Genomic DNA, 1,467 nt, shown 5'->3' on the forward strand with positions numbered 1-1,467 from the left:
GACATCAATAAGTTTATAACTAGCCAAACATATGAAAGGGATAAGCAGCGCAAGTGCTTATCCCTTTTTCTTAGATGTTTTAAAGAACGTGGTCATGTCATAACAATACTTAATGTGCTGTTGAGGCTGGTTTGGATTTAAAGAACATGAGACACATTACAATAAAAGCCAATAACACGAATGAAGCACCGAATCGACTTAAATCAAGGCCCCCATGATCCAGTGGTTTATCAAGGAAATCTCCTAGGACAGCACCTAAAGGTCTTGTGAGAACGAAGGCGGACCAGAAAAGTAAGGTTCTTGAGATTTGAGTCCAGTAATAAAATGCAGCTAGCATTAAGAGGAGAGAACCAAAGATCAATGCTGAGGCGGTATAACCCAGTCCTTGCGTATCAGCTGTCCAGTCTCCCAAAGCGGTGCCTAAGGTTTGTGAAAACATGATGGTGATCCAATAAAAAGCTTCACTTTTTGTAGACTGAACGCTATTAACTGCAATATTTCCACAACTCTGATACCAGACTGCCAGAGAAGCAAGTAATAAAATAAGAAGCAGTGTACTGCCTCCGAAATAGCCGATTCCTAAAGAGCGATCCACAAAATCTGCGATGGTGGTGCCGAGTGTGGTGGTGGAAATGATTGTTGCCCAATATAAGAAAGGTTTGTACTGTCTGGCTTTCATTTGCAATGCAACAAAGCCAATGAAAATAATAGAGAAAATACAGGTGCTTAAGATATAACCAAAATTAAGCGACATAGATAAAGCATCACCCGCTGTTTCACCCAGCGTGGTTGCTGCAATTTTTATGATCCAGAAGATGAGGGTAACTTCAGGAACTTTGCTAAATGTCTGACTGAGCGTATTTTTATCCATTATTCACTCCAATTTGAGGGTGAGTAAAATTTAGCCTTTTTTTATTAATTCAGGCTTAAGCTTAAATTGTAATTTTATTCAAAATTTTAGAATCTTTAATTTTAGTTTAAGGTGGACTTCTTATATTTTAGCGTCAAATCATCATGGAACGATTGGCGATGTCAATTGAAGCTATCGATATTCGTTTATTTAACTGGATAAACGCTACTGCAACACAAAACCCTATTTTAGATAAAATTGCATTATTTTCTTCACATAATTTAATTGCAGTTTTATTTATATTTTTAATTGTCTCTTTATTTTTTAAGGATAAGGCATATAAAGGGCAGTTTATAAAAACGTTGATTACAGTGTTGGCTTCTTTATTGGTGACACAACTGATTCATGCCGTGTATTACCATCCACGTCCTTTTGATCTTGGGATTGGGCATATCTTGACAGGGCATGGTTCATCTTCATCATTTCCAAGTCAGCATACCTTAACAGTCATGACGATTGCTTTTTCATACTTGCTCTCAGGCTACCGAAAAATTGGCAGTATGGCACTTTTACTGGGCGTCATTGTGGGCTGGTCAAGAGTTTATATTGGTGTGATG

Annotated in this window: 2 protein-coding genes; one reads left to right on the forward strand and one right to left on the reverse strand. The window is 37.7% G+C overall.

The window, feature by feature from the left end; all coding sequences use genetic code 11:
- Positions 1 to 109: 109 nt before the first annotated feature.
- Positions 110 to 871 carry a membrane protein gene (locus Aba26S_RS20880; protein WP_043975141.1) on the reverse strand — a complete coding sequence of 254 codons (762 nt, stop codon included), beginning with the start codon at positions 869 to 871 and terminating at the stop codon, positions 110 to 112.
- Positions 872 to 1,029: 158 nt separating this feature from the next.
- Between Aba26S_RS20880 and Aba26S_RS20885 the strand changes: the two genes are divergently transcribed.
- Positions 1,030 to 1,467, forward strand: a 438-nt coding sequence (locus tag Aba26S_RS20885) for a phosphatase PAP2 family protein (RefSeq protein ID WP_043975144.1), incomplete at its 3' end; no start/stop codon positions are given.

Source organism: Acinetobacter sp. NBRC 110496, assembly GCF_000876115.1.
Lineage (GTDB): Bacteria > Pseudomonadota > Gammaproteobacteria > Pseudomonadales > Moraxellaceae > Acinetobacter.